Consider the following 25,170-nt stretch of genomic DNA (forward strand, 5'->3'; position numbering starts at 1 on the left):
CGCCGTGGGGACATGATGACTGACCGCGACTCATTCCGCCGGCAATTGATGCTGCGAGGCCTGTTCTGCGCGCTGCTGTCATGTTGCTTTGTGGGAACTAGTTCGATCAAATGCGTCGGTGAACATGCCGCTCCGTCGGGAGTCGCGAAGGAGAACTTTCACGTTTATGTGCTGCTCGGCCAATCGAACATGGCTGGTCGCGGCAAGATGACAGCTGCAGACCGGCAACCGGTTGGCGGCGTCTACATGCTCGATGCAAACAACGAGTGGCAGCCTGCGGCGCATCCTCTTCACTTCGACAAGCCATCGATCGCGGGCGTCGGCCTGGGGATCGACTTCGCACAGGCGATGCTGGAGCGCGCCCCGCACGCAACGATCGGACTGATTCCATGCGCCGCCGGCGGCACGCGACTCGACCAATGGTCGCGCGGCGGAAAGCTCTACAATGCGTCGCTCTCCCGTGCACGGCTAGGCCAGCACGTTGGCGAACTGAAGGGAGTTCTCTGGCATCAGGGAGAGTCTGACTCCACAGACAAGCTTGCGCCAATGTATGGAACAAGGCTCACTCAATTCATCACTGACTTTCGCCGCGACCTGGATCAACCTGAGTTGCCGTTCGTCGTAGGCGAACTCGGCCGCTTCCGTAGCGACGCACACCCGCAAACTGATGAGATTAACCGTCAGTTGCACGCACTACCGTCCGCACTCCCGCACGTCGCCGTTGCTGCTTCAGCAGGTCTTGAAGATCAAGGCGACAAGACTCACTTCGATGCAGAGTCGCTAAAAACATTCGGGCGGCGGTATGCAGAAGCTGTGCACGAATCCACGAGCGATAAACGCTCTCTTAAATAAGAGACAAAACAAGCATCTTTTTTGCCTGCGCTAAACGCGCTGCAAAATGCCTTCACTGCCAAGTCTCTGCGAGTCCGCGCAATGCCTTGGATTTGGGCGTCGCTCGTCACGGCCTGCCCAGTAACTGTGCACGACGCCTCAGATGGCATTTCAACATTGCCATAGCCGCGCCCTTACTTTTTGTGACATCGCGTAAGCAGTTTGTGGGATCTCTCGAAAGCGTTGGAAATGAATTTTAGCGGCGACAAGAATCGATCTACGGCGTGTTTTTTGCCCCTGAGGGAAGTCGTAAACGAGGGGCTACTGAGTCGCCCCGCCTTGCTCGTAGCGAATGGGACGACTTAGCCAAATCGTCTGCCTCCACGAAAGAGGCGGACGAAACAAAGAGTCTTCACCGCAGGGTCATAATCCGCGACTACACTGCCGCCTCGCCTACTTCTTCGTGCAACGTTTTACCTGAAGAACAACTGGAAAGCATCGTGATGAAGCTGTTCGCGTTAGCCTGCTTGCTTGGGGCATTCGCCGTCGCCGCGCCCCTCTCGGCCGCGCCGGTCTTGTACGAGGGGTTCAGCTACACCACCGGCGAGCACATCGTCGGCAAGGTGAGCCCTGCCGGCACCAATTGGGAAGACCCCAGCTCGCCGGCACAGCCGGTCGGCGCCTCCGACACGCAACTCGTGACCGAAGGTAATCTCCAATATCCTGGTTTGGCGACGAGTTCCGGCGGAAGTCTCGCAGTGCCGCGTTCGCCCAACGGCAACATCTCGCGGCTCACGCTGCCACTCGCCTCGGGGGCCGGTTCTTGGAATAACACGAACACGCCCGACGGGCTCTTCTTCTCGTTCACGATGCGTCTCAACAACGTCGCTGAACGCCCCGATCAGGAAGCGATCGATCTGCAGAGTCTCGGCGGACTCTTCGCCGGTTTCCATTGGGGGCCCCTCACGACTTCACAAGGAATGGCGTCGGCGGCAGCCTACGCCGGCCAAGTCCGCATCCGCCGCGAGATCGTTGAGAGCACGCCCGGGACCTTCACGCAGACGGGCAAATACCAACTCGGCATCGTCAAGAATAATTCGTTCGGCACGGGCACGACGGTGACCTGGAACACGACGCAGTCATGGGGCGTGAACGACACAATCTTGCTTGTAGGCAACTACAAGTTCAACACGGGCACGACCGACGACGACGTCGCGAGCCTTTGGATCAATCCCACGCCCGGAGCAGCCCCGGGGCCGGCGACGCTCGAATCAGGCGTCGGCAATCCCGACGTCCTGGCAAGCGGGTTCTCGGTGATTCGCAGCTTTTGGTTCCGTAGCGATACGGCCGTGCTGGGCGACATGACCGTCGACGAACTGCGCGTCGGCCTCAGCTTCGCCGATGTGACCCCAGTGGCCGCTCCCGCCGGCTTGGCTGAAGACTACAACCAAGACAACATCGTCGACGGCGCCGATTTCTTGCTTTGGCAACGGCAGTTTGGTTCCGCGACGCCGCTGCCGAACGACTCCTCTGCAGGCGTTGGCGCCGACGATCTGGTGCGCTGGAAAGCTCAGTACGGCCAAACCTTGAGCCCAACGCCAGTGGCGGCCGTGCCGGAACCCTATGCGTTGGCACTCGCCGCGAGCGGATTGTTGTCGCTAGCGACGGTGCGTCGCGGCCAAGCAGTCGTGAAGGTTAAAGCTTAAATCGAGCCAACGTTGAAGTGGCGGCAATGACGAATGAGAACGCGCCGTAGCAATCGCTACGACGCTTGGCATCTTGCGTAACACCCCTACTTGCGAGTCGCTAATGTTGCATATCAATCGTTGCGTCACGCCTTGGCGACGTTCGTCGCTCGGCGCCGCTTGCTTAGCCTTGCTAACGATGGCCGCGCCATCATCCGCCGCCTTGATTCTCTACGATGGCTTCGACTACACGGTTGGCGAACGGATCGTCACTCAAACGAACGTCGCCGCCAGCCAACCTTGGCTAGACCCGACCTCGCCGACGCCGCCGGCCGCGGCCAGCGATACCTCGGTCATCGTTGCGGGCAATCTTGGCTTCCCAGGTTTGCAGGCGGCAACCGGTAATAGCTTGGCCTTGCCAAGATTGCCGAACGGCAACTACGCCAGAATCAATCTTCCCGGCGCCCCCTACAACGCGACTAAGAACGACGGCAGCCTATTTGCCTCGTTCACGCTAAAAATGACTAACTGGGTGACTTTAGTCAGCGGCGCCGAGAACGACGCCAATCGTATGGGCGCCTTTATCGCGGGATTCCATTTAGGAACCGGAACCGGCGGCATGTCGACCGCAACGGCGTTTGCAGGCCAAATTCGCATTCGCCGCGAGCTGGACGGCTCGAACGTCCAAACAGGCAACTACCAACTCGGCATCGTGAAACATAACGCTGGCCTGACGCCCGCAACAACTGCCTGGGATCTCTCGCAGTCGTACGCCGTCGGCGATGAACTGCTATTGGTCATGGAATACCAACATCTCACTGGAACTACCACCGACGACCAAGTACGCCTCTGGATCAATCCGACGCCAGGGGCGCCCGCGGGAACGCCTTCGGTGACCGCACAGATCGGACCGGCCGACGTGGCGAACATCAATAGTTTCTGGTTTCGCGGCGATCAGCTCTCGCCGGGCGACCTGCAGATTGATGAACTGCGCGTTGGTCCGACCTTCGCCGACGTGACGCCGGCGCTCGTGCCGGAGCCCGCGACGTTTGCCTTGGCGGTCCTCGGAGCCGTGGCGGCGCTCGGCGCCTCTCGACGTCGTTAGCCGTAAGTCCCCATGCTTACGGCCAGCTGCAAGAGTTGGCCGTAAGCATGGGGTGGTTTGCAAGTTATTGGAAGACATTCGGCAGACTCAACAATGACAAGCCGTCGACCATACGAGAAGTTCACTACAGTTCTGGGTGTGCCAGCGTTTCGGCTAGCCGGCGTCTTCGGAGCGGATGCAACGTTGATGTTTCTGAAGCTACAGGCTGCGTCGCTCATCGCGATAGTTTTTGTCGCGGGCTGCAGCCAAGCAACGCCGGAAGGCAAACCGCTCACTGGCAACGTTTCGTTTGATGGAAAGCCGCTAGCGTCGGGCTACATCACATTCGAGCCTCAAAGCGGCCAGCAAACGCAAGCGGGCGCGACGATCACAGCAGGCAAGTATGCGACGCAGGCGAACAAAGAGATCACTCCGGGGCTTTACGCCGTGGCGATCGTCGGCGACGCCGAACTGCCGCCGAGCGACATCTCGCCGGGCACGCCCGAGTTCGAGGCTGCCGTCGCCAAGCTAAAAAACAAAGCCCTTCCGAAGAAGTACAACGTCAACTCGACGCTCGTCGCTGAGGTGACTGCGGAAGGAAAGAACGTGTTTGATTTCGCTCTAACAAGCAAGTAGTTCGACCCGTCAGCGTAGTTAAGGTTCTTAAAAGTCACCCGAAGTGCTTGGCGGCACACGTCGATTCAACGATAGCTATCAGGTTTGCACATGAAACGTTCCCACAGTGCTTTCACGCTGGTCGAGTTGCTGGTCGTTATCGCCATCATCGGCGTCTTGGTGGCGCTGTTGCTGCCAGCCGTGCAAGCGGCTCGCGAAGCGGCACGACGATCTCAGTGCCTCAATAACCTCAAGCAAGTTGGCCTAGCGATGCAACTGCATCATGACGCCAAAGGCCATCTGCCCGAGGGGACGCAAGGCTGTTGCTACGGGACCTGGGCGGCAGCAATCCTGCCGTACCTAGAGCAGGACAACTTTGCCAGAACGTATGAGGCGGGCACCGCATACACGAATGCGAAGAACGAAATCTTCATGACGACGCGAATCGGAACGTACACCTGCCCATCTGATTTTCCGAACGCACCGACGATTACTAACAATAAGCCGATGGCAAATCACAATTACGCCGCGAACTACGGCAATACGACATTTGGGCAGCACGACGTCGGCAATGTGCTGTTTCTCGGAGCGCCCTTCGGAAATGTTCTCGACCCCGACCCCAACGGAACTCGCAAATACATGGGCTACGCCGAGTTTAGGCATATCTCTGACGGCCTCTCGAACACGCTGTTAGTGAGTGAAATGATCCAAGGGCAAGGAAACGATCTGCGCGGGCGAATCATTGGATATTCCGACGGCGGGTCGTTCACGGGGTGGCTGACGCCCAACTCAACCGAAGCCGACGTGATGGCTTCGAACTGCATCACGACGACCACCGAACCGTTGAACCCGCCGTGCGTCAATCTCACGTCGGTGTCGAAAGACAGCAATACTCGCACGCTTGCCTCCCGCAGCCGCCATGCAGGAGGCGTGAATTCCTTGCTGGCCGATGGCTCAGTCAGAAACTACAGCGATGACGTCGCACTGGAAGTGTGGCGGAGTTTGACCTCGACTGCAGGCGACGAACCCAACAGCGCTAACTGAAGGTGCGGGGCAACTTCCGGAGTCCAAAGCGGCTTCGGAATTAAGATCTGCTAATTGCCGAGCTACCGCAGCGCTCGCTTGCGAATCTCCCCCGGCGTTTGCCCCGTCGCGTTTCGCACGACCGAATTGAAATACTGCACCGAAGAAATCCCGACGCGCTGCACGACTTCCTTGATCGGGATATTAGTCGTGATCAATAGCCGCTGGGCCTCCTCTAGCTGAATGCGGCGAATTTCCGCGTGGATCGTCCGTCCGATCGATTCGCGGAACCGCGCTTCCAGCGTCGAGCGCGACATACGGGCGAGGTCGAGGACGTCGCTTACATGAATCGGCTTGCAGGCGTTCAGTCGAATGAACTCAAGCGCCTCGGCAACATCGGGATCAGCGACCGCCGTCACGTCGGTCGATTGCCGCGTTACCACTTGCTCTGGCGGCACGGAAAGCTGCGGCTGCGTGAGCTCATTCCCCTGCATTAGCTGATCGAGCATCGCCGCCGCTTCGAAGCCGACGCGGAGCGCTCCTTGCTCGATGCTCGATAGCGGAGGCCTCGTCAACTCACACATTAAGTCGTCGTTGTCGACGCCCAGGATCGCCACGTCGTCTGGAACGCGAAGTCCTAGCGTACGACACGCCTGCAGTACGTGCCGGGCACGGCCGTCGTGGCACGCCATCACTCCGATCGGCGTCGGTAATTTGGCAAGCCACTCCTGCAGCGAGGCTTGCGCTTGCCTCCACTGCTTCGCCGGGCTGTGTCGGCCGGTAAAGACGTCGCACGGAAATCCCGCTTCACGAATCACGTCTGCAAATGCATCGGCCCGTTCTTTCGCCCAACCATTGAACTTTGTCAGCGGTTCGTTGCAGAAGGCGAACCGGCGAAAGCCTAGGTTCAGCAGGTACTTGGCCCCCAGCCGCGCGATCGCCCGATTGTCAGTGCGGACGTAGGGAATCTCAGGATGGTGTTCGTAGAAACCGTACCCGCCGCCAATGCCAATCACCGGAATGCCGAGGCTCATTACCGCCGCAGCGATCCGTTCGTCGTCGAGATTGGCGAGAATCCCGTCGCCTCCCCACGCCTGTAGGTCGGGCAGTCGATCAATTAAATCCTCTTCCACATAGATCGACCACTCGCGACGGACGCGGTGGACGTATTCCGCCACGCCGCGCACGATGCGACGGTCGTAGGGAGAACCTGGGTCGATAATCAACGCGACTTCAAATTTCTTCGTCATGCCCCATCGCTCAGCCGCCTCGGAATGCCCATTTCTACCTTTGCGCTGGGGCCGTTGCAGTAATAGATATTGAAAATTGTTTGCAATATATTACGCGAGCTGCTCGCGGCCCGGCATCATACGTCTCGGGGCGGCGTGGCCGCGAAAGCCGTTGTACGGGTTGGCGCAAAAAGCGTAAAAGATGTGGTAACCGAGGGTGTCAGTCGCCTAGAGCGCGTAACTTCTTGGCAAATCAACCACACCCCATATAGACGATCCAATACAACCACGCGGGCGAAGGGCGCGCCGAGCCAAGCGAAAGTAGTCTTAGGTACGGCTGTGGGAATTTCGCAAGTTGCATGGCCAGCGAGCGATCGTCGCCCTAGCTGGAAAGCCTCAGCGATGAGTGCTGTTCTCTCAATGCTGCGACGACGATTACTCAATTCGATTGCACGACGGTCGTCATGCTCAACCCTACGCTGATCTTGGCTGATCGTTGAGCACCGCCAAAGTGGCGTCCCTACCCGGAGCTACCCGATCAATCTCAAGTGTCAAACTGCACCGTCGGCAGGGTCATAAATTTTGCCTTAAGAAACGGCTGGCGGTGAAGTAACGTCGCCAGTCACAGCAAGTCTCAACCACTCGAAGGGGCCTCACATTTACCTCTCCGTTCCTCGTCGACGCCTTCCGATGCCACTGCTCCATGACGGCGCATCTTGCTAAAACAGTGTCATGGAACACATTCGGAACTTTTGCATTATCGCCCACATTGACCACGGCAAGTCGACTCTGGCCGACCGCATTATCCAGCAGTGCGGTGGAATTTCGCAACGAGATCTCCACGAGCAGATGCTCGATTCGATGGACATCGAGCGCGAGCGCGGCATCACCATTAAGAGCAACACGATCACGCTCAACTACCGCGCTCTCGACGGCAAAGACTACTTGCTGAATCTCATCGACACGCCAGGCCACGTCGATTTTTCGCATGAGGTCCGCCGTTCGCTGATGGCGTGCGAAGGGGCGTTGATTGTCGTCGACGCGTCGCAGGGGGTCGAGGCCCAGACGGTCGCCAATCTTTACATGGCGCTGGAACACAACCTCGAACTGCTGCCGATCATCAACAAGATCGACTTGCCCTCCGCCGACATCGACCGCGCTCAAGAAGCAATCGACGCCGAGTTGGGCCTCGATCCGTTCTCTGCGATTCCGATCTCCGCCAGAAACGGCGTGAACATCGACCAAGTCCTAGAAGGCATCGTCGAAAAGCTGCCGCCCCCAACCGGCGATCCCGACGCGCCATTAAAGGCGCTCGTCTTCGACGCCCACTTCGACAAGTTCCGCGGCGTCATCTTGCAATGCCGCGTGATGGAGGGGACGCTCAAGCCGCGCGATACGATCCACTTCATGCACGCGAATCGCGACTTCAAGGTCGACGAGGTCGGCTACAACCAGTTCCAACTCGTGCCGCGTCAGCAGCTCAGCGCCGGCGAAGTCGGCTACATCGTCGCCGGCGTCAAGAGCGTGCAAGACATCGAAATCGGCGACACGCTCACGCTCCTCGATCGGCAAGCCGACGAACCGATCCCCGGCTATCAGGCGGCACGGCAGGTCGTCTTCTCGTCGATCTACCCGATGGATACCGGCGAGTATCAGGAACTCACCAAGGCGCTCGAAAAGCTCTCGATCAACGACGCCGCGCTCACGTTCGAGAAAGATAGCTCGGCGGCGCTGGGGTTTGGCTTCCGCTGCGGATTCCTCGGCCTGCTGCATCTCGACGTGATCCAAGAGCGATTGCAGCGCGAGTTCGATATCGGCCTGGTCATCTCCGCTCCTTCGGTGAAGTACAAGCTGCGGCTGCGCGACGGCTCGGAAATGGAAGTCGACAATCCGACGTACTGGCCCGATCCGATGTCGATCGAGTCGGCCAGCGAGCCGTACATCAAGGCCTCGATCATCACTCCCGAAGAGTACGTCGGCGGGGTGATGGAACTTTGCCGCGAGCATCGCTCCGAAAGCCAAACGATGGACTACCTGTCCGCCAAGCGGATGGAAGTGACCAGCGTGATGCCGCTCGGCGAGGTCCTCTTCGACTTCTACGGCAAACTAAAAATGCTGACGCGAGGCTACGGCTCGTTCGACTACAAGCCGATCGAATACCGCCAAACTGACGTGGTGAAGGTCGACATTCTGGTGAACAAAGAGCCGGTCGACACGCTCTCTTACTTGGTTCACCGCGACAAGGCCCGCACACGGGCGCTTCACTACTGCGAACAGTTGGCCAAGGAGATTCCGCGGCATCAATTCAAGATCCCGATTCAAGGCGCCATCGGCGGCGAAATCATCGCCCGCACCACGGTCGACCCGTATCGCAAGGACGTCACGGAGAAACTCTACGGCGGCGACGTGACGCGCAAGAAAAAGCTGCTTGAGAAGCAAAAGAAGGGCAAAGCTAAGATGAAGCTCTTCGGCAGCGTGAACATCCCCCAAAAGGCGTTTATCGCGGTGCTGCGTGCCGAGGACGACTAGATGACGCAAGTAGCACCACGGGTGGCACCGACACTCTGGCGCACATGCCGTCGCCTACCGACAACGCATGAACGCCAGCGTGTCGGTGTCGCCGCAGGCAACAAGAGGCGAGCCAGCGTCAAGGCTCTATGCCTCCTGTCGCTGGCGCGACTCCGACACGCGGCCGGCAACGCTTTGGCAAGTGCGACGCGATCCGCAGCCGAGTGTCGGGGCCACCCGCGTGCTGCGTGATGCAAACCAGGCGCGTAGATCAGACGACTTCGAAGATCGGACTTATAAGAATGACCACGCCATCAAGGCCAGGCGGGGCTAATGCCGACGGCCCCAAACCACTTGAGATCACCGGCGACGCCAAGCCCGCCGTGCCGGCGTTCTCATGCATCATCTACGTGTGCAAAACCGCAGACGGCTCTATGAGCGGTCGCGTCGCGAACCTGGCCGGCGGCGAAGCGGGCGAAATTGCCGCCAGCGGCAGTTCCGAGCGGGACGTGTTGTTCAAACTAACTCGCGAATTCAAATCACGCGTTTCGAAAATGCACGACGAGCAACAGGTGATGCCGTGGATTGATCCTCCGCCACCGCCGCTTGAGAACGAGCAAATCCGTCACGTTCCAGTGCATCTCTAAACGCCCGCCCGAAAATGTTTGCCGCCTACCTTCAATCATTCGAGCATTACCAACCGTTGGCGCAACGCGTCCTGCTGGTGCTCAATGCGCTGCCGACGGACGTTCAACAAGACTTCGTCACCGACGCTTCCTTTACGGTCTCCCTAGACAACTACGTTCCCGGCGAGGGCTCGTCGGTATTCATGGCCGCCCCATGCGATGCCGGCATCAGCAGTCGCAGCGTCGTGCTCAGACCGCGACTCTCCAACTGCGACGAGTCATTCGCTCATTACGTGATCGCGCATGAGTTCGCTCATGCGTACTTACGAAACGGCCCGTGGAACGACATCCTCGATCCGGAAGAGGCGGCCGATGCGTTGGCCGCATCTTGGGGATTTTCGCGGCCGGTCATGAACATGCCGCCGTATCGCGTTGAGTGATGACGCTCGAGGGAAGCAAGTGACTTTAGGCGTCACCGCAGGAGTCTGCCCAGCGACGACCTGCGCCTTTCGAGCGTGCGAGTTCGCATTTATCTCATCGCAGTTCACGCGCCCGCCACGCCGTGACCGACCATGTTCGCCGGATTGACGATTTCGTCGAACTGCTTCTCGTTGACGAATCCGCTTTTTAAGGCAGCCGCTTTTAACGTGAGTCCTTCGTCGTTGGCCAGATGGGCGATCTTCGAAGCCTTGTCGTACCCGATTACTGGCGACAGAGCCGTCACCAGCATCAGCGACTGACCAACCATCGCGTCGATGCGGGAGCGGTCAAGCTCAGTTCCTTCGACGGAATAGAGCCGGAATTTCTCGCAGGCATCGCCGAGAATGCGGATCGCGTGCAGTGTGTTGTTGATGATGATCGGCCGCATCGCATTCAATTCGAAGTTACCCTGGCTCCCGGCGAAGGCGACGGCATTGTCGTCGCCGATCACCTGGATGCACACCATCACCATCGCTTCGCACTGCGTAGGATTCACCTTACCCGGCATGATCGACGAGCCCGGCTCGTTGGCAGGTAGAATTAATTCGCCCAAGCCGCAGCGCGGGCCCGAAGCGAGCCAGCGCATGTCGTTGGCAATCTTCATTAGCGCCACCGCCAGACCGCGGACGGTTGCCATGACGGAGACGATCGCGTCGAGCGACCCTTGCGCTGCGAACTTGTTCGGCGCCGTGACGAACGGCCGAACTGTCAGTTCAGCGATTTTCGCCGCAATTTCTTCGCTAAAGCCTTGGGGCGCATTGAGCCCGGTGCCTACCGCCGTCCCGCCCGCAGCCAACTGATAGATCCCCGCCTTCGAGGCGATGATCCGCGCTAAAGCATCGCGGAGTTGCACCGCGTAGCCAGACCATTCCTGCCCAACGCTCAGCGGCGTCGCATCTTGCAGATGAGTGCGTCCCGTCTTGACCACTCCCATCCACTGCTGCGACTTGGCCTCGATGACTTTCGTCAGCGCTTCAACGCGAGGGATGAGCGCTTCATCCAACTCCATGACCGCAGCGACGTGCATCGCCGTTGGAAAGCTGTCATTGGACGACTGCCCCATGTTGACGTCGTCGTTGGGGTGAACCGGCGATTTGCTCCCCAGCGCTCCGCCTAGAAGCTGGATCGCTCGGTTCGAGATCACCTCGTTGACGTTCATGTTCGACTGGGTGCCGGAACCAGTCTGCCAAACGTAGAGCGGAAAATCATCGTCAAGCTTCCCGGCGATCACCTCTTCCGCGGCTTTGACAATGGCCTCGGCTTTCCAAGCAGGCAGTCGCCCCGCCGACGTGTTCACCAGCGCCGCGGCCTTCTTGACGTAACCATAGGCGTGATACACGCGCTTCGGCATGTGATCATCGCCGATCGAGAAATGGATCAGCGAAGGCTGAGTTTGCGCCCCCCAGTACCGATCGGCCGGCACGTCGATGGCGCCCATTGAATCTGTCTCGCGACGGAGTCCTGTCGCGAGAATACCAATCGGGACGTCGACCACGACTGGGTGCGGTGGTTCCATTATCAAGATTCCCCGTGCCGAATAGCAAGTTCATGTGTCGCGAGGCCGTAATCTATCGAACTTCGATCGATTGGCCAACGCGGGATCACTCGGCTCTTCGAACGAGGGTAGTGGCACGGGTGCGGAGAGCGGGCGGACGCTGGAGCGACGCTCAGTTTGCTTTGCGTTCGAGCGTCGTCAATTTCCCGTCGTCGCTTGCCTCATACTCAAATTCGGCATCTGCACACTGCGTATGCAATTCCGCTAGCGCCTCGGCCTACTCGACGCGTGGACGGAACCGTTCGAATTTAGCGAAGGCGTTCTGATCGAATTCCTTCGTTTGTTTAGCGCCGGCGGAGGCTGTCTTCTCACGGAACTCAACCGCTCGCTGCCGTACGGAGTTAGTCGCCGTGACGATCGAGTCTTCCCTCCCGCGGATAGCCCACGCATTGAATGAGCATCAAGCGATCCACCGCATGGCTGCACGCATGACGCAGGACGTCAGCGCGCACAGAACGCAGCCCCATAGAATGTCCGCGATCGTTAGCCTTAGCGAGTAGTTCTCCAGCACGGCTCGATTCGTCAGGTCGTACACTCCGTAAACGATGAAGCCGAACAGCGCCCCGATTCCAGCCGTATGCGCCCAGCTTGAGTCTACCTGCAGGAGCGGACGAACGAAGATAACGATGCCCGCTGGAATCAATAGGTAGACCAGGATTGCGGCAGGCCAGCGTGGCGACAAGCCGCCCGCCTGACGGCGAGCAAGTTCGCCTAGCTCGCTGCTGTAGAAGTCTTTCATGATGACGCCCAGCCATAGCAAATCGATGGCCATACACACCGGGGCGACAATTGCGAAAATTTTTAAGCTCTGCATCGATCAATCCCTTCGGTACGCTTCCGTCGATGAATCGCGGCGACGTTCCTGGGAGCGAAGCCACTAGCCCTTGCTCATCGCTTATCGCGCAGCCTTGCGGCGTCTCGGTCGCGACGAGTTCTTCAGAATTTCCGCAAAGTTCTCAAGATGCTGCAGGTTGTCGCAGTACGCGGCGTACTCCATCTGTCGTCGCAGCGACTCGTCCAGTGCTTGCCCTCCGACGACCACCGCCACGCGATCTTTCACTTGTTCGAACATCGCTCGGTAGTTAGCCAGAAATAGTTCTTTGCTCGAGAGGTGCGACACGCTAATCCACAGCAACTGAGGCTGCAAATCGTTAACAGCGGCCAACAGCGTTTCAAGCGGCAGCGATGAGCCCAGCGATTGCGATCGCCAACCTTGCTCACGCAGCACTAGCTCAACCATTCGCGTCGGCAAGCCGTACGGGTCTCCTGCGGGCGATCCTCCGATTGCTATAGGCGCCCGCCCCTTGGCTGGCGGCACGAGACGCGAGACTTCGGCAAGCGTCTGCAGGCAGAGTTCGCACGCCCGCCGCTCTTGATAGACCTCAATCTCGCCGCATTCCCATTGATGGCCAATCTCGCGGCAGGCGGGAGCAATCACCAAGTCGCAGATTTCACTAACGCGATGTCCGCGAGCATACAAACCGACCACGGTCTCGAAACACTTCTCTGTATTCCCTTGCGTGAGTGACTCCCGCAAGTGCCTCATTTCCTTGGTTAGTGCGTCAACGCTTGCTTTTCGAGTCGACGGCAGGCCCAACAGTTCTGGCCGCGCCAACCGCTGTCCAGACGATCGGGAATAGGAGACGACGTCCTGCACGGCCAGTCGACGATGCCCCCCAGCGGTGCGCTGCGAACGGATCAAGCCGCGATCGCACCATCGCTTGAGCGATGATTCGCTGACTCCAAAGGCTTGAGCCGCCAGCAGGGGCGATACGAAATTTGACACGTCCAGCTCTCTATCATCGATGACCGATATGGACGAATTTTAACGAGATTTACGAAATTGGTCCAGCTTCTTCCAAGAGCCGCAGCGTCTCTATAGCTGAAAATTAGGTTGCTATTTCCACCGCCGTGGGGGCATGCTTGACCCTAGCTCTGCCAGTTGAATATAACGAAATGAACGATTTGAACGATTTATTCTTACAAAGTTCGGACTCTCGTGCGAATCGCAATTGTTGGCGGCGGCATCTCGGGGCTGACTGCGGCTTATCATCTGGCCGCTGCGCATCACGTTGCGCTGTTCGAAGCCAACTCCTACCTGGGGGGGCACATCAATACGGTCGCCGTGGAAATCGGTGACGAACGGCACCAGATCGACACGGGCTTCATCGTCTTTAACGATCGCACTTACCCCAACTTCACAAAACTTCTCGCGGAACTCGGCGTCGCCGCCAAGCCGACCGAGATGAGCTTCAGCGTGAGGGACGACCGCGCACACCTTGAATACAACGGCCATTCGCTGAGAACGCTCTTCGCGCAGAAACGCAACCTGCTGCGTCCCAGCTTTCATCGCATGCTGTTGGACATTGTGCGATTTAATCGAGTGACGTCGTCGGCCGCTCACCGCAGCGTCGTCAACGAAACGGTGAGAGAGTTCGTGAACGGCTATCGGTTCTCTTCAGCATTCGCCGAGCACTATCTGCTTCCGATGGGCTCCGCCATTTGGTCTTGTCCAAGAGGACGTTTTGCGGATTTTCCAGTCGCGTTCGTGATCGAGTTCTTCCGCAATCATGGATTGCTGTCGCTGCGCAATCGGCCGACCTGGTACGTCATTGAAGGCGGATCGCACACCTACGTGAAGAAACTCTCGGCAAATTTTGCCGCAGGAGTTCGATTGAACTCGCCAGTGGAATCTGTCGTGCGGACGCGCGAGGGCGTGGTGCTACGCAGCCGTTCCTCTCGTGAAGAAACATTCGACCACGTCATCTTCGCGTGCCATAGCGATCAGGCGCTCCGCATTCTCGGGAACGACGCGACTCCGCTTGAGCGAAACACGCTTTCCGCGTTTCCTTACGTCTCGAACGTCGCGGTTCTTCACACAGACGCGTCGCTTCTTCCGAGACGACGACGAGCGTGGGCTAGTTGGAATTGCCGTGTCGGCGGCGCTGAAGCGAGCCCCCCAGTCATTACGTACAACATGAACATCCTGCAGAGGCTACAGTCGCGACATACATTCTGCGTGACGCTCAACGCTGAATCCGAAATCGCGCAGGAGCGGGTGCTCGGGCGGTACATTTACCATCACCCGACATTCGATCACCGGCGGGCCGCCGCCCGATCGCGCCAATCCGAACTTTTGAATTCGAACCGCACTTCGTTTTGCGGCGCCTACTGGGGCAACGGCTTTCACGAAGACGGCGTTGTGAGCGCGATGCAAGTCGTCGCGGCCATCGAGCGGGAAAGCCGAGCGGCAAGCATCCCGTGCAACGTAGAATCTGCTGAGTTAACAAACAATGAGAACTCGATGAACGGGCTTCATTGAATGGCTAGGCATAGTTGCATCTACGAAGGCCTGGTGGTTCATCGGCGAAACGAGCCTATCGATCGCACGTTTCGCTATCGACTGTACATGATGTACGTCGATCTCGACGAGTTGCCGCAGTTGTTCACGCATCATTGGTTGTGGTCTTGCGATCGACCGAACGTGGCGTGGTTCCGGCGAAGGGACTACCTGGGTTCCGCAGGAGAGTCACTCGCTGATTCAGTGCGATCCTTCGCAGCCGCTCAAACTGACCGCCCTCTCAGCGGCCCAGTTCGCCTACTAACGCAATTTCGCTGCTTCGGCTATGCGTTCAATCCACTGAGCCTCTACTACTGTTTTGATGAGAACGGCCAACTGGCAGTCGTTGTTGCGGAAGTCAGCAATACGCCGTGGGGAGAGCGTCACTGGTACGTGATTGACTGTCCTGCCGGCAGCGACTCAGCCTCCTGCTTCAAGTTTACGACGCGGAAGCAACTCCACGTCTCTCCGTTTCTGCATATGGACTACGACTACCGTTTCCAGCTCACGACGCCGGGCACAATGTTACGGCTCCAGATCGAGAACTGGCCACGATCAGGCGACGGAGATGCGCCTACATTCGCCGCTAGTTTGTCGTTGAACCGACGCGAAATCACTGGAGCCAATCTGTCTCGCGCGCTGACCCTACATCCATTCATGACGCAGCGCGTCATCGCTGCCATCTATTGGCAGGCGCTGAAGCTTTGGTGGCGGCGAGTTTCGTTCGTACCACACCCTCGCACGGCAACTGACTCGATGCGTGGGGAGCAAGACGCTGAATCGCGCGCCCAGGAAAACGACGAGGTCAACGTTGTACTATGAGCACTGTATCGTCCTCACACGCACTAGCTCCAACGCGCATTCCCTGGGTTGAGCGATTTCCTCGCCGAATGGTGACGAATGCCCTCTCTGGAATTAAAAGCGGCTCCATCACGCTTCGCGAGCATGGCCGCGACGTATTGTTAGGAGAAGGCACGGAATTGCAGGCCCAGTTGCACATCCATCGGACGCAGTTCTTTCGCCGAGCATTCATGGGGGGAAGTCTAGCTGTCGCAGAATCCTACATTCAGGGCGACTGGGATTGCAGCGACCTAACGACATTTTTCCGAATCTTCGCGCGAGATCTATCAGCCGCCAGTCGACTCGACCGCGGCGTGGCGAGCGTCGTTCAGCAGTTCCACCGTTGTTACCACTGGTGGCGACGCAACTCTCGGAGCGGCAGTCGCAAGAATATCGAATCCCACTATGATTTGGGCAACGATTTCTTCCGGTTGTGGCTCGACGACACCATGGCCTACTCGTGCGGGCTATTTCGCGACGAGTCGTCGTCTCTGCGAGAGGCGTCGGTCGAGAAATTCGATCGCATCTGCCGCCGCATTAACCTGTCCCCAGGGGATGAGGTCGTCGAAATCGGCAGCGGGTGGGGGGGCTTCGCCATCTACGCAGCCCAGAACTATGGATGCCATGTCACGACCACCACGATCTCCCGGGAGCAGTTCGAACTTGCGAAGCAACGCATCGACGAAGCCGGTGTAGCGGATCAAGTAACCATCCTGCAATCCGACTACCGCGACTTGAGCGGTCGCTTCGACAAGCTTGTGTCCATCGAGATGGTGGAAGCCGTCGGCCATCAGTACTTCGATGAGTACTTCAAGAGGTGCAGCCAACTACTCCGGCCAAACGGAGCGTGTCTGATTCAGGCGATCGTCATGCCCGACCGCGGCTATCAACGCTACTTGCGGTCCGTCGACTTCATCCAACGTTACGTGTTTCCAGGCGGCTGCCTGCCGTCGCTTGGCGCCATGCTTGCGTCGGTAGCGAGGACGACCGATATGCGGCTAGCGGAGGCCCTGGACTTTGCACCGCATTACTCACGCACCCTGCGAGCATGGCGAGATGCGTTCACGCAAGCGCTGCCCGCTGTGCGCGACATCGGGTACTCCGAAGAGTTTATCCGATTGTGGAACTATTACCTCTGCTACTGCGAAGCGGCGTTTGACGAGTCGTGCATTGGGCTCCTTCAGTTGGTGTTTGCCAAACCGCAGTATCGCGAAAACCCGTTGCATTGGATTGGTAGTTCCAAGGCTCAGCAAACGAACGGCAAGACCGATCGCTGATGTTCTCCGGTAACGTATCGCTGGGAAGTTGCTCCCCTTATGCCTTCGGCTACCAAAATCCTGCTGCTCAACCTCGCCGTTCTGCTACTACTGACGCTGTTCCTTTGGATCGTTTCACTGTGGAAACGCGACGCCAGCATTGCCGATCAATTCTGGGGCGCCGGATTCGCCTTCGTCGCATGGCTGACAGCGTGCCTCGTCGATCAGATCAGTTGGTGCGATTGGACCATCCTGGGACTCGTGACGATTTGGGGACTTCGTCTCGCCGGATATCTCACATGGAGGAAGTGGGGAGAGGATGAAGATCGCCGCTACGCCGAAATGCGCCGGCAGCATGGCGAGAGATTCTGGTGGATCAGCTTGCTCACCGTTTTTTTACTGCAAGGCGTACTCATATGGTTTATCTCGCTGCCAGTGCAAGCCACGCTGTGGAGTGCAAGCGAGGTCTCAATTCAATTGATAACCGCTATCGGCATCGCACTATGTGTATTCGGCATCTCGTACGAGACGGCGGCAGACTTGCAGTTGGCGCGATTCAAAGCGGCGGCGGGGAATCAACGCAAAGTCATGGACCAAGGACTGTGGCGGTTCAGCCGGCATCCGAACTACTTCGGCGACTTTTGCGTTTGGTGGGGACTCTACCTGATCGCAGCATCTGCCGGCGCGGCCTGGAGTATTGCGTCGCCGCTTGTGATGTCGCTTCTACTGCTGCGAGTTTCTGGCGTGTCGTTGTTGGAATCGACAATTGGCGATCGTCGTCCCGACTACGATAACTACAAGCGAACAACGAACGCGTTTTTTCCTTGGCGTCCCAAAGATAGCTGAGTAGAACCTGTAGGCCAGATCACTGGTGCAGGCTGCCCTCTGCGTTCCACGCTTCAAATCCGTCAGCTGCAGCCATATAGCCGCCGAGCCGTCTCGCTTGCGATCGCATGGCTGACGGCTCGCGGATACTCTGCCAGCCACTCGTGAAGCACGCCCACCCAGCCCCCGTAGGATGCGCGGACATTCAATACCGGCCAATCGGAGCCAACCATCACGCGATCGGGGCCGAAGGCGTCGAGCACCGTTTCGAAATAGGGGCGCAAGAGTTCGAGGTTCCAATTGGACGCCGGATGGCAAAGCTCAGTGACGAGGCCGGAAATCTTGCAGGCGACGTTCGGACGTTGAGCAAGTTCACTCAGCTGATGACGCCAGTCTTCCGACGGTTCCGAGCCGCGGATGGCAGGCTTCGCACAGTGATCAAGCACGAACTTCTGATGGGGATGCAAATCAACAAAGGCCGCTGCAGCAGGCAGCTGATTAGCGAAAATCAGCAAGTCGTAGACCAGACCTCGCTTCGTTAGCGCGCGAATGCCTGCGTTGAATGCAGGGTCAGTGAAGAACCGATGATCGGGCGCGCCTTGGCAAATCTCGCGAACCCCTTTGAACTTTGGATGATTGGCGTAGCGATCAAGATCGGCATCGACCGCGGGCGACTTCAAGTCGACCCAGCCAACGACGCCGAGGATGAAGTCGTTACCGGCGGCCGCTTGCAGTAGGTAGTGAGTCTCTTCCAAGCAGGTTCGCGCCTGCACGCTGATTGCGCCCTCGACGCCGGCCGCTGTCATTTCGCGTTGCAGATCTGCCGGTTCGAAATCGCGACTGAGTACCACCATGGCGGGAGTGATCCAGGAAAACTCCTCGTCGTTGTATCGCCAGAAATGTTGGTGGGCGTCAATCACCGTATGCCACCACCGCTTGTCGTTGCGTGCCAAGACCGTCGATGCCGAGTTCGACGACGTCGCCTGGCGATAAATACTGCGGCGGTTTGAAGCCGAGCCCCACGCCCGCAGGCGTGCCTGTGGAAATGACGTCGCCTGGCAATAGCGTCATGAACTGGCTGAGGTAGCTGATGATGTGCGGCACGCGGAAGATGAGATTCGACGTGCTGCCATCTTGCTTGGCAACGCCGTTGACGTGGAGCCACAGGCGGAGCGAGTTCACGTCGGCAATCTCATCGGGTGTCGCCATGTACGGACCAAACGGGGCGTAGCCGTCGGCCGATTTTCCTTTGACCCACTGTCCGGTCCCTTCGAGTTGCCAGGCGCGCTCGGAGTAGTCGTTATGCAGAGCGTAGCCAGCGACATGGTCGAGCGCCTGAGCCTCGGTCACATAGCTGGCTCGCTTGCCGATCACTACGGCGAGCTCGACTTCCCAATCGGTTTTTAACGAACCTTTGGGAATGACGAGATCATCGCTCGGCCCGGCCCAGGCAGTGGTCGCTTTGAAGAAAACGACAGGTTCCGCCGGCGGCGTGGCGCCCGTTTCACGGGCGTGGTCGGCGTAATTGAGGCCAATGCAAATAATTTTCGAGGGGCGGGCAATCGCTGGGGCGAGACGGACTTTGCCGGAATTCACGCGCGGCGCCGTGGCCGATTCATTCGCCAACCATACACGCAAGCGCGAGAGGCCGTCCGTTGCAAAGAACTCTTCGTTCCAATCGGCGCCAAATGAGCTGGCGTCGACGATCATATCGTCATTGAGAAACAACCCCGGGACGATGCGGGTATTCTGATGGTAGCGCGTGAGCTTCATCGGCCTGAGGCAAGGTTAGAAGTGAGTGGTCGCGGGCTAGCTTAGCGGAGTTGCGTGACGCCGCCGTCGATGTCGTACGCGGCGCCGGTGATAAACGCGGCTTCGTCGGAAAGTAGAAAGTGAGCGAGTGCGGCGATTTCTTCCGGCCACCCCATGCGGCCAATCGGTTGGTAGGCAGAAAGGGTCTCGAAGACCTGCTGACGCTCCGCGGGCGGATAGTTTCTCTCAATAAAACCATCCACGAAGGGCGTGTGCACCCGCGCGGGGCACAGGCAATTGCAGCGGATGTTCTCGCCGACGTAATCGCGAGCGACCGAGAGCGTCATCGAAAAAACGGCGCCTTTGGTCATCGAGTAGGCGAAGCGATCGCGAATGCCGATCTTCGAGGCAATCGACGCCATGTTGAGCACCACGCCGCCCCCTTGCGACCGCATTTTCGGAATCGCTGCGTGGAGGCAATGGTACACGCCACGGACATTGACGCTGAAGAGGCGTTCGAAATCTTCGGGAGAAGTCTTCTCAACGTTGCCGACATGCGCGACGCCGGCGTTGTTTATCAGCAAGTCGACCCGCTCAAGCTGAGCGAATGCCGCAGTGGTCGAGTCGAAATCGCTGACATCGCAACTGATCGCTTCAGCTGAGCCGCCGGCTGCTTGAATAAGCGTCACCGTCTCCGCACCGGTCACGAGCTCGCGCTCCAGCACGGCGACGTGATCGCCAGCCTTCGCTTGTCGCAGCGCGATGGCGCGGCCGATGCCCGATCCGCCGCCAGTGATAACCGCCGTTCGCATCCTATCGGTATCCTTCTTCGCAAAGCTGTTTGACTTCGGCGACGTTATGCTTGTCAATCACGCCGGCGCCAGCATCGAGCGACGACGGCGTGAGGCCATACCTCAAATTCAATGCGAGCTGCACCACCGGGTAAAATCCTTGGGCATACGGCTGCTGATCAAGCGTGAAGCGAATCCGTCCCGCTTCGATCAATTGCAGCGTCTTCGGCGACATATCGAACCCAGCCGCCCAATACTCCTTGCCGGGGAAGTCAGCCTCCAACGCGCGGCCGGCGGCTTCAGTGTCCGCTTGGCCAGAGCTGAGAATAACGCGGATTTCTGGATGCTGGCGAAGCGCATCGGCCACAATTTTCGCACCGGCGACCGCGTCGTTGCCTGTGACAACGGTGGTCCAGGTAATGCTCTTTAAATTCAATCCTGCTTGAATGCCGCGGCTCCGTTCGTCGAGGGCCGAAACCCCTTCGTCATGCTTGGTCAGCAGAACGTGAGCGCCTTGCGGAATCTCTGGCAGAGCGAGCGCGGCCAGCTTCTTGCCAGCCGCTTCGAACTGTTGGCTCACCGACGCGAGCCGCGCGTTGGGCGTGACGTGATCGTCGACATTGAAGCTGACGACCGGCACTCCCTTCGCGATCGTTTCCGCAACGACTTCGTCGAACGCTTCCGCATCAATAATGTTGAGGGCAATCCCATCGTAACCGTCGGCGACTGCTTTTCGCACCATTGCAATCTGTGCGGGAACGTCGACGCCGGCAGTGCCGAGAAAATCGCACTCGACGTTCATGGCCGCAGCGGCGTCGCGCATGCCTTGCTTTACTGGATCGAAGAACTTTTGGTCGATCGTGCAGGTGATGAACGCCAGCCGCAATGGCTTCGCGTTTTCGCCTTTCGCTGCACCAGCAGGCGGGGCGGCGCTGGCCGGCACGACGCTCAACAAAGCTATTGCGGCGGTGGTAGCGGCGTATGTGAGGAGGCTGAATGCTCGCATGGGAATCGCTCTGCAGACTAAGCGAGAAGAGTGTAAACCGCTGCCAGTACGGCCGCGAGAAGGGCGGTCAGCCATTTGTAATTCATTATCCCGGGCCAACCGCGGAACTCCAACGGCTCCCACGGCGTCCGCCAAACGAGGCGCTCGCTATCGGTCGTATGAACGTGTGGCCGAGCGAGAGAAACGGTCACCATGATGGCCGTGCAAAGCACGAACAGCAAGACGCCGATCAGCAAGAAATCAATGTGCTGCGCTTTCAGCAGATCAACCCACCACGCAACCTTGAACTTCTCCAACATGAAGAGCATGACGCCGACGAGCGAGCCTAGCGTGAGCGTTGCGAAGGCGGCTGGCGCGGAGGCGCGGCGCCAGAAAACGCCGAATAGGAAGACGCATGTGATCGGCGGCGCGACGTAGGTGATCATCGCGTTGATCGACTGGAAGATTCCTGACGGACTGAGCGTCAGCGACCATGCGATCGCCATCAGCAACGCGATGAACGACGACCAACGGCCGACGGAAACCAACGCGCGATCGCTAGTCTCGGGTCGCCAACGTTTGAGCATGTCGTAGCTCACCAGCGTGCCAATCGAATTAAGGGCGCCCGAAACGGTCGACATCACAGCGGCGAGTAAGGCGGCGCCCATCAGGCCCCTCACGCCGACAGGCAGTAGTTCCTGCACGAGCACTGCGTAGGTTTGCTCTGTGTGGGAGAGTTTCTCCGCGGGGATTATTCCCTGCTGCACGAGTGAGTAGCAGGCAATTCCGGGGACGACGAAAATAAATAGCGGCAGGATCTTGATGAAGCCGGCAAAGAGCGCTCCGACGCGGGCGTGATTCTCATCTTTTGCTCCCAGTACGCGCTGCACGATCGTTTGATCGGTACACCAGTACCAGATCCCGATTACCGGATATCCGAGGGCGAGCGAGTACCAGGGTAATCCGTCAGGATCGTCGGCGGCGCGAATCAGCGAGAGATGCGTTGCCGGCACGTGGGCGTGAATTCCTTCCCAGCCCCCCGCCTTGACCCAAGCAACAGCGCTAATGACGATCGCCCCTGCGAGGAGAACAATTGTTTGCAACGACTCAGTCACTACGACCGCAGTTAAACCGCCGAGGATTGTGTAGAGTCCCGTGAGCAGCGCGATCGCGATGACGCTCCACACGAGCGAGATATCGACGCCGACGATGCCGTTCATCACCACAGCGCCGGTGTAGAGCGAAAAGCCGATGTGCACGAAGACGGCGGAAACGACGGAGACGATCGCCAACACGTCGCGCGAGGGACGGGAGTAGCGCTTCTCGAGAAAATCAGGAAGCGTCACCACTTGAGAACGAATGTAAAGCGGCGCGAAAAAGTTGGCGAGCAAGATCAGCGTGAAGCCGGCCAGCAACTCGAAATTCCCCATCAACAGGCCCGACTTAAACCCGGCTTCAGCGAGCCCGACCACATGGACCGTCGAGATATTCGTCGCGAAGAGCGCCATGCCGATGATCGGCCAGCGGAGCGTTCCGCCGGCGAGGAAGTACTCGCTCGCCGCTCCTGCGCTGCTCTCTTCGCTCGACTTGCGTAGGCTCGACCAGCAGCCGACCGCGACGACGGCGAGCAGGTAGACCACGACGATAATCAGGTCGATCAAGCCCATAGATGGCAATCAGCTGAGCGAGAGGAGATCGCAACTCGCCCCGACTTCCTGCGGCGTCCGATAGACGCCCTGCTCAACGCAACAGGGGTGGCGGAAGTGTTGTTGCAGATGAGGGATGTATTCGAGGAAGAGCGCGTCGTGCCCGAGGGCGATGTGATTGAATAGCACCAGATGCTGGTGCAGTTGGCCCATATCACCGACGTGAGGGGCGACAGGCACGCCGAACTTCTTCGCCAGCATGCTAACGACGATGAATTCGCTGACGCCGGCTACCCGCAGTGCATCGACTTGGCAGAAGCCAAGGCTACCCGCCTGCAAATAGTTCTTGAACACGATGCGATTGGGGACATGCTCGCCCGCGGCGATCTTGTGGGCCCCGAGTTCGCGGGCGAGCGTTTGATGGGCGAAGACGTCGTCGGGGTGGGTCGGCTCTTCAATCCAAAAGAGATTGGCATGTTCCGTACGACGGCCGAACTCCAACGCCCGCGGTAACGACCACTGCTGATTGGCGTCGACCATGAAGCGGATGTCGGCACCGGCTGCCTCGCGGACGATTTCGACGCGGCGTAGATCGCGCTCCATTTCTGCAGATCCGACCTTGAGCTTCAGCGCGCGGAATCCGCAATCGAGCGAGCGCCGGCAATTGTCGCGTAGCCGCTCGTCGTCGTAGCCGAACCAGCCAACCGAGGTGTCGTAGCCGGGGTAGCCCCGCTGCAAGACGTCGTCGCGCTGAGACCTTGTCGCCTGTTGCGAGCAGACCATGTCGATGGCCTCGGCAGGCGTGAGGGCGTCTTCGAGATACGACAGATCGAGCGTGGCGACCACTTGTTCAGGCGACAGGTCGAGCAGCAATCGCCACAGAGGGACGCCGCGGCGTTTGGCCCACAAGTCCCAACAAGCATTGGTGATCGAGGCCAATGCTAAGTGAACAACTCCTTTGTGAGGACCGAGCCAGCGGTATTTTTCATCGTTGGCGAGCGAACGCTGCAGGGCGCCGAAGTCGGCCATCACATCTTCGATATCGCGGCCGACGAGTTCGCGCGTTAGATGCTCGACCGCTCGGCAGACCAAATCATTGCCGTCGCCCAGCGTGAAGGCCAGCCCGACGCCTGTCGCCCCCATCGTCGCTAATTCGGTAACGGCGTACGAGTAGACCGGCGTGCGATGGATCGCGTCGGAGCCCATTCCTCCCCCAAAGGGAAAGCGTGCGTCCGTGACCTTGATGCGTTCGATGGTCACCTTCGATATCCCAACTCGGCGCCGCCGGAGAGGTGCATGATGTGCCCGGTGATGAAGCGAGCCTTCTCGGAAAGTAAGAACAACGCCGCATCAGCCACAACGTCCCCTTCGGGACAGGGGCCGAGTGGATGAATGGCGTCGAGGTAGGCCGCCATCGATGCGGGATCGGGCTGGTCGGCAGCCCATTGCCGCAGCATGGGCGTCCAGACTCCGGCTGGGCAGATGGCGTTGACGCGAATGCCGAGCGGAGCATAGTCGAGCGCCATCGACTTCGTGAGTGCGTTGATCGCCCCTTTGGTCGCAGCGTACGCCGCGTGAGCGGCCTGGCCGATGACGCCCGCCATGCTGGAGGTGTTCAGGATGACGCCGCGGGATTCGGTCAGCGCGTTGATGCCGAAGCGGGTCGTGAAGTAGATGCTCTTTAGGTTGACCCGCAGGAGCTCATCCCACTGGGCGTCGGTGGTTTCGTGCAGCGCGGTCGAGGGACCGGCGATGCCGGCGTTGTTATGGATGGCGTCGAGCCGGCCGTACCTTGCCAGCACGCGCTGGATGACAGCTTCGACCTGGTCGCCCTGCGAAACGTCGCACTTTAGGCCTAAATGCTCATTACCGAGTGCGTTAGCGGCTTCAGACGCCTTGTTGTCGGACAGGTCGGCGATAACGACCTTCGCCCCAGCCCCTGCGTAGGCCTGCGCGCACTTTCGGCCGATGCCGTCAGCGCCGCCGGTAAGCAGGATGATTTGATTCGTCAGCAACATGGTTGCAAAACCTGTAGGACAGGTTTAGGATGAGCAGAGAAGTCGAGCAGCCGTCAGAATAGGCACTACCCGACTGAATTG

General features: G+C 59.0%; 23 protein-coding genes. 12 read left to right on the top strand and 11 right to left on the bottom strand.

From position 1 onward, the window contains the following. Nucleotides 1-12: 12 nt before the first annotated feature. The 5 genes from ACQY7R_RS07890 to ACQY7R_RS07910 all read left to right on the top strand — a co-directional run bounded on the left by ACQY7R_RS07890 (nucleotide 13) and on the right by ACQY7R_RS07910 (nucleotide 5,259). Entirely contained in the window at nucleotides 13-852 is an 840-nt protein-coding gene (locus tag ACQY7R_RS07890; protein WP_428305059.1) for a sialate O-acetylesterase, read from the top strand. A 479-nt stretch (nucleotides 853-1,331) separates the two neighbouring features. Beyond that, nucleotides 1,332-2,537 (top strand): hypothetical protein, encoded by a 1,206-nt coding sequence (locus ACQY7R_RS07895; RefSeq protein WP_428305060.1) that lies wholly within the window; start codon nucleotides 1,332-1,334, stop codon nucleotides 2,535-2,537. Nucleotides 2,538-2,640: 103 nt separating this feature from the next. Beyond that, entirely contained in the window at nucleotides 2,641-3,621 is a 981-nt protein-coding gene (locus ACQY7R_RS07900) for a PEP-CTERM sorting domain-containing protein (RefSeq protein WP_428305061.1), read from the top strand. Between the two features lie 186 nt (nucleotides 3,622-3,807). Then, nucleotides 3,808-4,236, top strand: coding sequence for a hypothetical protein (locus tag ACQY7R_RS07905; protein ID WP_428305062.1), 429 nt, complete (start codon nucleotides 3,808-3,810; stop codon nucleotides 4,234-4,236). A gap of 90 nt (nucleotides 4,237-4,326) precedes the next feature. Next, nucleotides 4,327-5,259: a DUF1559 domain-containing protein gene (locus tag ACQY7R_RS07910; protein ID WP_428305063.1), complete on the top strand. Its 933-nt coding sequence runs from the start codon at nucleotides 4,327-4,329 to the stop codon at nucleotides 5,257-5,259. A gap of 62 nt (nucleotides 5,260-5,321) precedes the next feature. Here the strand turns inward: ACQY7R_RS07910 and ACQY7R_RS07915 are convergent, their stop codons facing one another. After that, nucleotides 5,322-6,488, bottom strand: coding sequence for a XylR family transcriptional regulator (locus tag ACQY7R_RS07915; RefSeq protein WP_428305064.1), 1,167 nt, complete (start codon nucleotides 6,486-6,488; stop codon nucleotides 5,322-5,324). Between the two features lie 711 nt (nucleotides 6,489-7,199). Between ACQY7R_RS07915 and lepA the strand changes: the two genes are divergently transcribed. The 3 genes from lepA (at nucleotide 7,200) to ACQY7R_RS07930 (ending at nucleotide 10,041) form a co-directional block, all read left to right on the top strand. Then, nucleotides 7,200-8,996, top strand: a complete 1,797-nt coding sequence (gene lepA / locus ACQY7R_RS07920) for a translation elongation factor 4 (RefSeq protein ID WP_428305065.1) — start codon at nucleotides 7,200-7,202, stop codon at nucleotides 8,994-8,996. 281 nt (nucleotides 8,997-9,277) lie between these two features. Beyond that, nucleotides 9,278-9,622 carry a hypothetical protein gene (locus ACQY7R_RS07925; RefSeq protein WP_428305066.1) on the top strand — a complete coding sequence of 115 codons (345 nt, stop codon included), beginning with the start codon at nucleotides 9,278-9,280 and terminating at the stop codon, nucleotides 9,620-9,622. 14 nt (nucleotides 9,623-9,636) lie between these two features. After that, nucleotides 9,637-10,041 carry a hypothetical protein gene (locus ACQY7R_RS07930; protein WP_428305067.1) on the top strand — a complete coding sequence of 135 codons (405 nt, stop codon included), beginning with the start codon at nucleotides 9,637-9,639 and terminating at the stop codon, nucleotides 10,039-10,041. Between the two features lie 104 nt (nucleotides 10,042-10,145). Here ACQY7R_RS07930 and fumC read toward each other — a convergent pair whose 3' ends face one another. The 3 genes from fumC to ACQY7R_RS07945 all read right to left on the bottom strand — a co-directional run bounded on the left by fumC (nucleotide 10,146) and on the right by ACQY7R_RS07945 (nucleotide 13,173). After that, entirely contained in the window at nucleotides 10,146-11,597 is a 1,452-nt protein-coding gene (fumC, locus tag ACQY7R_RS07935; RefSeq protein WP_428305068.1) for a class II fumarate hydratase, read from the bottom strand. Between the two features lie 439 nt (nucleotides 11,598-12,036). Further along, nucleotides 12,037-12,450, bottom strand: a complete 414-nt coding sequence (locus tag ACQY7R_RS07940) for a DUF2177 family protein (RefSeq protein ID WP_428305069.1) — start codon at nucleotides 12,448-12,450, stop codon at nucleotides 12,037-12,039. A gap of 81 nt (nucleotides 12,451-12,531) precedes the next feature. Beyond that, nucleotides 12,532-13,173 carry a cobalamin B12-binding domain-containing protein gene (locus ACQY7R_RS07945; RefSeq protein WP_428305070.1) on the bottom strand — a complete coding sequence of 214 codons (642 nt, stop codon included), beginning with the start codon at nucleotides 13,171-13,173 and terminating at the stop codon, nucleotides 12,532-12,534. 462 nt (nucleotides 13,174-13,635) lie between these two features. Between ACQY7R_RS07945 and ACQY7R_RS07950 the strand changes: the two genes are divergently transcribed. The 4 genes from ACQY7R_RS07950 to ACQY7R_RS07965 all read left to right on the top strand — a co-directional run bounded on the left by ACQY7R_RS07950 (nucleotide 13,636) and on the right by ACQY7R_RS07965 (nucleotide 17,918). Continuing rightward, nucleotides 13,636-14,958, top strand: coding sequence for an NAD(P)/FAD-dependent oxidoreductase (locus tag ACQY7R_RS07950; RefSeq protein ID WP_428305071.1), 1,323 nt, complete (start codon nucleotides 13,636-13,638; stop codon nucleotides 14,956-14,958). Further along, nucleotides 14,959-15,798: a DUF1365 domain-containing protein gene (locus ACQY7R_RS07955; RefSeq protein ID WP_428305072.1), complete on the top strand. Its 840-nt coding sequence runs from the start codon at nucleotides 14,959-14,961 to the stop codon at nucleotides 15,796-15,798. A 68-nt stretch (nucleotides 15,799-15,866) separates the two neighbouring features. Further along, on the top strand, nucleotides 15,867-17,093 hold the full coding sequence (locus ACQY7R_RS07960) for a class I SAM-dependent methyltransferase (RefSeq protein WP_428305073.1): 1,227 nt from the start codon (nucleotides 15,867-15,869) through the stop codon (nucleotides 17,091-17,093). Between the two features lie 39 nt (nucleotides 17,094-17,132). Further along, complete coding sequence (locus ACQY7R_RS07965) at nucleotides 17,133-17,918, top strand: DUF1295 domain-containing protein (protein WP_428305074.1); 786 nt, start codon at nucleotides 17,133-17,135, stop codon at nucleotides 17,916-17,918. 62 nt (nucleotides 17,919-17,980) lie between these two features. On the opposite strand, the gene ACQY7R_RS07970 is transcribed toward ACQY7R_RS07965, so the two are convergent. Genes ACQY7R_RS07970 through ACQY7R_RS08000 form a run of 7 tightly spaced genes read right to left on the bottom strand, consistent with a single transcriptional unit; the run spans nucleotide 17,981 to nucleotide 25,089 of the window. Continuing rightward, on the bottom strand, nucleotides 17,981-18,850 hold the full coding sequence (locus tag ACQY7R_RS07970) for an amidohydrolase family protein (RefSeq protein ID WP_428305075.1): 870 nt from the start codon (nucleotides 18,848-18,850) through the stop codon (nucleotides 17,981-17,983). Further along, nucleotides 18,810-19,670: a fumarylacetoacetate hydrolase family protein gene (locus ACQY7R_RS07975; protein ID WP_428305076.1), complete on the bottom strand. Its 861-nt coding sequence runs from the start codon at nucleotides 19,668-19,670 to the stop codon at nucleotides 18,810-18,812. The genes ACQY7R_RS07970 and ACQY7R_RS07975 overlap by 41 nt, the downstream gene beginning before the upstream one ends. A 41-nt stretch (nucleotides 19,671-19,711) precedes the next feature. Next, nucleotides 19,712-20,461, bottom strand: a complete 750-nt coding sequence (locus tag ACQY7R_RS07980; RefSeq protein ID WP_428305077.1) for an SDR family NAD(P)-dependent oxidoreductase — start codon at nucleotides 20,459-20,461, stop codon at nucleotides 19,712-19,714. Between the two features lies 1 nt (nucleotide 20,462). Continuing rightward, entirely contained in the window at nucleotides 20,463-21,446 is a 984-nt protein-coding gene (locus tag ACQY7R_RS07985) for a substrate-binding domain-containing protein (protein ID WP_428305078.1), read from the bottom strand. 17 nt (nucleotides 21,447-21,463) lie between these two features. Then, complete coding sequence (locus tag ACQY7R_RS07990) at nucleotides 21,464-23,092, bottom strand: sodium:solute symporter family transporter (RefSeq protein WP_428305079.1); 1,629 nt, start codon at nucleotides 23,090-23,092, stop codon at nucleotides 21,464-21,466. A 9-nt stretch (nucleotides 23,093-23,101) separates the two neighbouring features. After that, on the bottom strand, nucleotides 23,102-24,331 hold the full coding sequence (locus tag ACQY7R_RS07995; RefSeq protein ID WP_428305080.1) for an enolase C-terminal domain-like protein: 1,230 nt from the start codon (nucleotides 24,329-24,331) through the stop codon (nucleotides 23,102-23,104). Beyond that, the gene (locus ACQY7R_RS08000; protein ID WP_428305081.1) at nucleotides 24,328-25,089 is read right to left on the bottom strand and encodes an SDR family NAD(P)-dependent oxidoreductase; all 762 of its coding nucleotides are present in this window, start codon (nucleotides 25,087-25,089) and stop codon (nucleotides 24,328-24,330) included. The genes ACQY7R_RS07995 and ACQY7R_RS08000 overlap by 4 nt, the downstream gene beginning before the upstream one ends. Between the last annotated feature and the right edge of the window lie 81 nt (nucleotides 25,090-25,170).

The organism is Lacipirellula sp., from assembly GCF_965279485.1.
In the GTDB taxonomy this organism is placed as follows: Bacteria; Planctomycetota; Planctomycetia; order Pirellulales; family Lacipirellulaceae; genus Lacipirellula.